This is a genomic window from Mesorhizobium sp. M1A.F.Ca.IN.020.06.1.1, assembly GCF_004023265.1.
GTDB lineage: Bacteria > Pseudomonadota > Alphaproteobacteria > Rhizobiales > Rhizobiaceae > Mesorhizobium.
Map to the genome: position 1 here is coordinate 1 of NZ_RZSR01000271.1, position 6305 is coordinate 6305.

Sequence of the window (6305 nt, forward strand, 5' to 3'; positions counted from 1 at the left end):
ACCCTGACGAGCAGCGTCTCCTCAAAGTCACCCGCACGGGCGCTTCCACCTACAGCGAGGAAGATTTCGGTGCGGTGCGCTTTGTCCCTTTGATCGGCGAAGAAGGCTGGCAGGAGGACAACCGCATCCGAACCAGCCGTACCTCCCCGCTCTTGCCAGCGCGCAGTCTTCCGCAGATGATTGCCGCAGCGGCCGAACCGCTTCCGGAGTTCGATGATCCCGCCTTTGTGGAGGCCTTCGATCGCTTTGCCGACCGGCGGATCGTGCTGCTCGGCGAAGCGAGCCACGGCACATCCGAGTTCTATCGGGCGCGGGCTTGGATCACCAGAAGACTGATCGAGAAACATGGCTTCACGATCGTCGCCGCTGAAGCCGACTGGCCCGACGCCGCGGCGATCGACCGCTATGTGCGCCACCGCCCACCTTCGCCGCGCGCCGACATGCCTTTCCAGCGGTTTCCCACCTGGATGTGGCGCAACGCCGAATTCGCGGCATTCGTGGAGTGGCTGCGTGCGCACAACGAGCAGATCGAAACACCGGCAAGCCAGGCAGGGTTCTACGGCCTCGATATCTACAATATGAAAGGCTCGATCGCGGCGGTTTTGGAATATCTCGACCGCATCGATCCGGAGGCGGCAAGCATTGCCCGCGAACGCTACGGCTGCCTGACGCCGTGGCAGCACGAACCCGCCACCTATGGCCGGGCGGCGCTAACCCGAGGCTACCGGGAATGCGAGGAGGCGGTGCTGCGGCAATGCCGGGACATGCTGTCGCGTCAGCTCGATCACGCCGGCCAGGACGGCGACGAATTGTTCGATGCCGCGCAGAACGCCCGGCTCATCGCCTCCGCCGAGCACTACTATCGCGTGATGTACTATGGCGGCGCGCAATCCTGGAACCTGCGTGACACGCACATGTTCGACACACTGCAACATGTTATCGAAGCGCGTTCCCCCGATGCCAAGGCCGTGGTCTGGGCGCACAACTCCCATATCGGCGACGCCCGCTTCACGGAGATGGGAATCGTCAGGGACGAAGTGAACATCGGTCAGCTCTGTCGCCAGCGGTTCGGCGACGACGTAGCCCTCATCGGCTTCGGCACGCATGCCGGGACGGTCGCTGCCGCCAGGCATTGGGACGGCGAAATGGAAATCATGTCCGTGCGGCCTTCGCGCGAGGACAGCTACGAGCGGCTTTGCCACGACGCCGGCACCGCTCGTTTCCTGCTCGACCTTGGAGCCGATCCAGCCCTTCATGAACGGCTGACCGAACGTCGGCTAGAACGGTTCATCGGAGTGATCTATCGGCCGGAAACGGAACTGCACAGCCACTATGCCGACGCCTCGCTTGCGCGGCAATTCGATGCCTTCGTCTGGTTCCATGAAACTACCGCCGTGACGCCGCTCGGGCCGGAGCATGCGACGCGCGGGGTCCCGGACACCTACCCCTTCGGCGTGTAGGCATGACGAATGCATTCGACATCGCGCTGATGCGGAACCTTCGGCGCGCGTGGTGCGGCGAGCGAAGACTACTATTCTTTCACGTAGGCACCAGACCGGCGGCCGCCTCTGGGTGCTTTCGCATCCTTGGAATGCTCGGCGACCGATGGGCCGGCTCCGGAAGTTTTTTGCGTCGCAGGACCAGGCGTCGCCCGTCCCGGAGGGTTTTGCCCTTCCGACTGATGTGTCTTGTCTTCCACCTCGCCCTGTCTGCGGGTGAGCCCAAAGCGATCGTGAGGCTTTTCGTTGCCGGCCGCGGCCTGCGAAAACCGGTCTGAGGGATCCGGATCGGTATTGGCCGGGTACTTCCTGGCGCCGGTCTCGCGGCGGTTCTCTTCCTTGCCCATGACTCTCTCCGGGTTGATCTGGAGGATAACAAGATCGTCGGAAGAGCGTTCCCCGACCTGGCCGATAAGGGACGCGGGCAATCGGCTCCATCAGTCCGATGGAACAAACACGCCATCGCCCAATTAGGCAAACAGAGGTTCGGAGGCCAAGCGCGGTCCGGTTGCGCCCGATCCGACAGTCGGCGCGGCTTCGGCTCCAAACACGAAAAAGCCGGGCGGCTAGCAGCGGACGAAAGGATTTCTGATGCCCCGGATCGTTGCAGTGATCGCGATCGTGGTGATTTTGTTGATAACCGTTTGGGCCTGGATCGGCCGAGAGCCCGAGCGCCCGAGCGGCGGGAGCCAGCAGCCAGCGCCCCACGCGATCGACCAGAACGGCTGAAGCAGGGCCTTTCGATCGGCGACTTGCCGTTCTCACCGCATCGCCGTCTTCGCCGCATTGCGGTCTCGCGCGCCCTGCATGGACCTATCGCTCCGCGGATCGATCAACGTCCGAGCAAAGCCGGCGGCTGTCGCAACAGCCGCGATAGCGAGCAGGTTGAGACGCAGTCAGTGTATGAAGCGGCTTCTCAGCCAGGCAAAAATGCGATTGCCTGTGACAATTCTCCGGACGCGTCCAGCAGCCCAACTGGCCTGCATGGTTGCGCCGGTGTGGCAGCTGCAGACGACTTCATGCAACTGCCAATCGGAGAGTTCAAAGAAGCGTTTGGCTTCCCCATAGGTATCGGACTGCAGGCCCGAGGCCCTCAGCAGCGGGTCTTCGAACGCAACCGTCAGCGGGGATCCAGCCGCCCGCGCCTCTTCCCGCATGCCTGGATAGAGATACTCGGTGCCGGTGAGCGCGGCGAGACAGCGCAACGGATTCCGCTCGAGCAGTTCTGCCCACCTCTCTATCTTTTCAGTCCTTGTCGTGAGCGGCACCAGCGGATTGATATCAGCGACTGCGTGCAGTTGGTCGAGCGTTTGGTGTTTCATGATAGGCTCCCGTCCATACTTGGCTGACCGGCTTGTCCTGGCGGGGTCGGCAGGCCCGCGTCTGAGGTGTGGGCCGATCAGTGTTTCCCACCGATCTCCGGCAGGCGCCAAAAAAGCGGCGCCTGCAAATCATCGAACTGACAGTCGTCCCCAAAGTTCCGGATGAACACGGAATTCATTTGGAATGAGGTTCCGCAGTGCAGGACTGCACGGCGTTTCAGTTGCGAGCCCAGGCTGGACTAAGATGCAGGCGCATTGTCGAATATCTCATATCAGTGATAGGAACGGGAGCATGGTCCTTTCTCAGGCCCCCGCGGTCCTCATTCCGTTGCCGCCTTCTTCCGTTTCGCCTCGTCGAAGTCGATTGACAGCACGATCTTTCCGTTGGCGTCGCGAACCCGGACGGCCCAGCCCTGCTGCCCACCTTCGGCGGCCGTGTCGTCAAGCAAATCAATCGCCGAACGCAGCGCCTCGTCGTGCACGGCCTCCAGGTTCGGGAATTCCACGCCCTTGAGCTGCCGCACGCCATCATGGTCGCGATATTCGAATGTGAAGGGCTCTCCGGCTTGGCGGGCTCGCTGAAGTCGCGGTTGCTCTGCTGCTCGGACCGGTCTTCCACGGTCTCGAAAACCGCGCACTGCACCATCATCTCTTTGGCGCGATCGATAAGAGCGGTGTCGCCGTTCGTCGGCCGTGGATCGGATCCAGCCATTGTGACGGCAATCTTTTCGCCGCCCTCACCGAGAAATTCGACTGTCACCACGCCTTCCGACCTGGAAAGTATGTGGGTCTCGAGAACCTGCATCGGTGCCTCGTCATCTTAGATAACGAAGGTAAAAGCTGCCCAACAGGAAAGGTTCCGGCCGCGCTCAGCGATTGGCGGCAGCGATAGTTCCCCCTTCCCGGAAACGAGTGCCTGGACAGCAGCGTTTCTACTTCGCGTTCAAATGATCCCGTGGGAACACCGACGCCGGACAGATGTTTGGTAGAAAGGAGCTGTCCGATGACCTCACCGAGCAAGCGAACACCCGCCGAGGATCGAGGCGAAATGCAGATGGGCATTACCCGGGACAAGACGCCCGGATTCGACCCTTCTGCCGCCCCGCAGGAAACGGATGCAGAGGCGGGAGGGTCGGCGAGTTCCACCCATCACGTCGCACAAGATGAACCGAAATTCACCAATCAGGCGAGCTTCGCCAACGCCATGCAGCGCCCCCAGAACGCGCCCGGCCTTCAGCCGAGCAGGAACGGGCCGGTGCTGGTGATTGCGGCGCTCGTGGTTCTGGCGGGCGCCGCTTTCCTGCTTGCCGCCCGGCTGGGTTGATGGATGCCGGCTCGCCGAGGAAGTGGCGCTCCAACCCGGAACGCCCGATGCAAGGTCTGATAGCTAGGGAGTATGTGCATGCCCATGTTGAAAAAGCTTCTTCGCCATCTTTGGCGACGGAAAATCCAGCCGGCGGCCAATCCATCCCCAGTCGATGCGATCGTGCGGCTGTTGCGTGAAAGCGAGGAACGCAACGGATAGATTTTTGGATCGTGCCCGGTGCGCCCCGGCGCGCGAAATTCTCGAGCTCATGCTCTTCTGCCACGGCCGGTGTTTTAGCCCGCGCTGGGCGTTACCCGAATTCCTCCTCGGCGAAGGCGCCGAGACTCCAGCCTTGTTTGCCTCGGTCTGCAAGCCAGCTTGATGTCGCTCACCGCACAGACAACTGCTATGCCGATTTGCGCCCCCGTGCAGAATTCTTCGTCTTTTTTCGTTTCGGCGCTCCCCTGGACTTCGGGGATTTGGGTTTTGCCCCGGCCTCCGCGCCGAGGCTCTTTTTCAGCGCATCGAACAAATTGACCACATTGGACGGCTTGGGTTCCGCCTTGGCTTTCGGCGCCTTCCTGCCGGCCTTTCTGGCGCGAACCAGTTCCAGCAGTGCCTCCTGATATCGGTCCCGGAACTCGGTGGGATCGAACTTGCCCTTCTGCTTATCGATGATGTGCTCGGCCAACCCGATCATCTCGCTGTCGGGCTTTCCCGACTTGATCTCGGCGAAGACGCCGGCGGGCTCGCGCACGGTGTCGCCATAACGCAGGGTGGTCAGCATCATGCCCTTGCCGCGCGACTCGACCACCACCGGGCGTTCCCTCTGATGGAGCACGATGCGAGCGAGCCCGGCCATCTTCTTTTCTGCCAGCGCGTCGCGGATCACCGCAAAGGCCTCTTCCGAGACCTTGTCGGCGGGCGTCACGTAGTAGGGTGCGTCGAGATAGATCTGCTCGATCGACGATTTGTCGACGAAGCCGTCGAGATTGAGCGTGTGCGAGGACTCGATCTGCACCGCCTCGATGTCTTCCTCTTCGATGAAGATGAATTCGTCCTTGCCGACTTCGTAGCCCCTGACCTCGTCGTCTTTATCCAGCGGCTTGCCGCTCTCGGCATCGACATAGATGCGCCGGACCCTGTTGCCGGTCTTGCGATTGAGCACGTGGAAGGAAACCTTCTCGGCATGGGTCACGACGTTCGTCAATTCGACGGCACAGGTGACCAGCGACAGTTTGAGATAACCGCTCCAGGCGGGACGCGGCGCCATGGCGATCTCCTTGGCGACAGGAATGCAGCCGGAACGGCGAACGCACCGCTTCGGTTCCGACGTCGCAGGCCGGCGCATCGCGTCGGCTTCAGCCGGCTGAACCGGGAAGCAGCGCTGAAGTTCCCGGCGGGAGAAGCAACGGGAGCTTTCGACAAGGGCTTGGCCCGACATATTCGAGTTGCAGACATTTCGTTCGAAACGTCCGTCCGTCGCGGGATCATTCGGAACAATGGGCCTTCGGGCAAGTTGGATACGGCTCCAACGGCGAATTGATCTGGAACGACCGTGGCGACGCGGAAGATCGACAAGGACAGGCGTGAGCGCACCTCGAATGCGGCGCGCGAACTGCTTGAGACGGAACGACTGGCGCGCCAGGCAAAGACGGCGCGACTACGCGAGCAGCGTTTGGCCGCGGCACCGGCGGCAAAGTCGCCTCCTCCCGCGGCCAGGCCGGGCCGGACGCCCAAGAAGCGAAAAATCATAGATATCAGCTAGCGCCTGGCTCCGTTCGGCGCTGCCGCTTTAGGGCGGCCGGAAATCGATGACGCGTCCAGCCAGCTTCTCTCATTCCTTGGCCGCTGGCTCTCCAGGCCCAATCTCGGTCTCATCTAATATGTGCTCGTGAATGATGCCGAGGATTTGCAGCCTCACCGCCTCACGCGCCTCCGGCTGGATGAACGGCATGAGGAGATCGACCCTCTCCTTGACCCGACGGGGCAGATCAGCGCTGGGATCGGTCAGCTGGCTGCCATGCTCATAGAGGTTGTCGGTAAGTTTCTTATCCAGATCGGAAAAGATGCCCATGGCTGTCGCTCCACATTGACGGCGGAACAGCCGTGCCCCGAATTGGTTCCGTCTCGCCGAGCCTCGTTTGCCGCGCGTTGCCGAATCCCAAGAATTCGAAC

8 protein-coding genes are annotated in these 6305 nt (G+C 61.9%); 3 read left to right on the top strand and 5 right to left on the bottom strand.

Features of this window, described 5'->3' with window-relative positions; all coding sequences use genetic code 11:
* Positions 1-1460 (top strand): erythromycin esterase family protein (locus EOA60_RS14215; RefSeq protein WP_128311511.1); only part of this gene is annotated, 1460 nt, incomplete at its 5' end.
* Positions 1461-1531: 71 nt separating this feature from the next.
* Here the strand turns inward: EOA60_RS14215 and EOA60_RS14220 are convergent.
* The 3 genes from EOA60_RS14220 to EOA60_RS14230 all read right to left on the bottom strand — a co-directional run bounded on the left by EOA60_RS14220 (position 1532) and on the right by EOA60_RS14230 (position 3345).
* On the bottom strand, positions 1532-1846 hold the full coding sequence (locus EOA60_RS14220; RefSeq protein WP_095826296.1) for a hypothetical protein: 315 nt from the start codon (positions 1844-1846) through the stop codon (positions 1532-1534).
* Positions 1847-2395: 549 nt separating this feature from the next.
* Complete coding sequence (locus tag EOA60_RS14225; RefSeq protein WP_067320635.1) at positions 2396-2821, bottom strand: hypothetical protein; 426 nt, start codon at positions 2819-2821, stop codon at positions 2396-2398.
* Between the two features lie 320 nt (positions 2822-3141).
* A complete protein-coding gene (locus tag EOA60_RS14230; protein WP_095826283.1) occupies positions 3142-3345 on the bottom strand; it encodes a hypothetical protein in 204 nt (67 codons plus the stop codon).
* 524 nt (positions 3346-3869) lie between these two features.
* Here EOA60_RS14230 and EOA60_RS14235 point away from each other — a divergent pair.
* On the top strand, positions 3870-4145 hold the full coding sequence (locus EOA60_RS14235) for a hypothetical protein (RefSeq protein ID WP_245489826.1): 276 nt from the start codon (positions 3870-3872) through the stop codon (positions 4143-4145).
* Positions 4146-4533: 388 nt separating this feature from the next.
* Here the strand turns inward: EOA60_RS14235 and EOA60_RS14240 are convergent, their stop codons facing one another.
* Positions 4534-5400 carry a Ku protein gene (locus EOA60_RS14240; protein ID WP_127335128.1) on the bottom strand — a complete coding sequence of 289 codons (867 nt, stop codon included), beginning with the start codon at positions 5398-5400 and terminating at the stop codon, positions 4534-4536.
* Positions 5401-5685: 285 nt separating this feature from the next.
* On the opposite strand from EOA60_RS14240, the gene EOA60_RS14245 reads away from it, so the two are divergent.
* Positions 5686-5895 (top strand): hypothetical protein, encoded by a 210-nt coding sequence (locus tag EOA60_RS14245; protein ID WP_066992002.1) that lies wholly within the window; start codon positions 5686-5688, stop codon positions 5893-5895.
* Positions 5896-5964: 69 nt separating this feature from the next.
* Here EOA60_RS14245 and EOA60_RS14250 read toward each other — a convergent pair whose 3' ends face one another.
* Positions 5965-6204 carry a hypothetical protein gene (locus tag EOA60_RS14250; RefSeq protein ID WP_095779478.1) on the bottom strand — a complete coding sequence of 80 codons (240 nt, stop codon included), beginning with the start codon at positions 6202-6204 and terminating at the stop codon, positions 5965-5967.
* Positions 6205-6305 lie beyond the last annotated feature (101 nt).

Bases quoted from the DNA above. Each gene is read 5' to 3' on its own strand.
- EOA60_RS14235 (WP_245489826.1), top strand. From the start codon at position 3,870: ATGCAGATGGGCATTACCCGGGACAAGACGCCCGGATTCGACCCTTCT.
- EOA60_RS14250 (WP_095779478.1), bottom strand. From the start codon at position 6,204: ATGGGCATCTTTTCCGATCTGGATAAGAAACTTACCGACAACCTCTAT.
- EOA60_RS14225 (WP_067320635.1), bottom strand. From the start codon at position 2,821: ATGAAACACCAAACGCTCGACCAACTGCACGCAGTCGCTGATATCAAT.
- EOA60_RS14220 (WP_095826296.1), bottom strand. From the start codon at position 1,846: ATGGGCAAGGAAGAGAACCGCCGCGAGACCGGCGCCAGGAAGTACCCG.
- EOA60_RS14240 (WP_127335128.1), bottom strand. From the start codon at position 5,400: ATGGCGCCGCGTCCCGCCTGGAGCGGTTATCTCAAACTGTCGCTGGTC.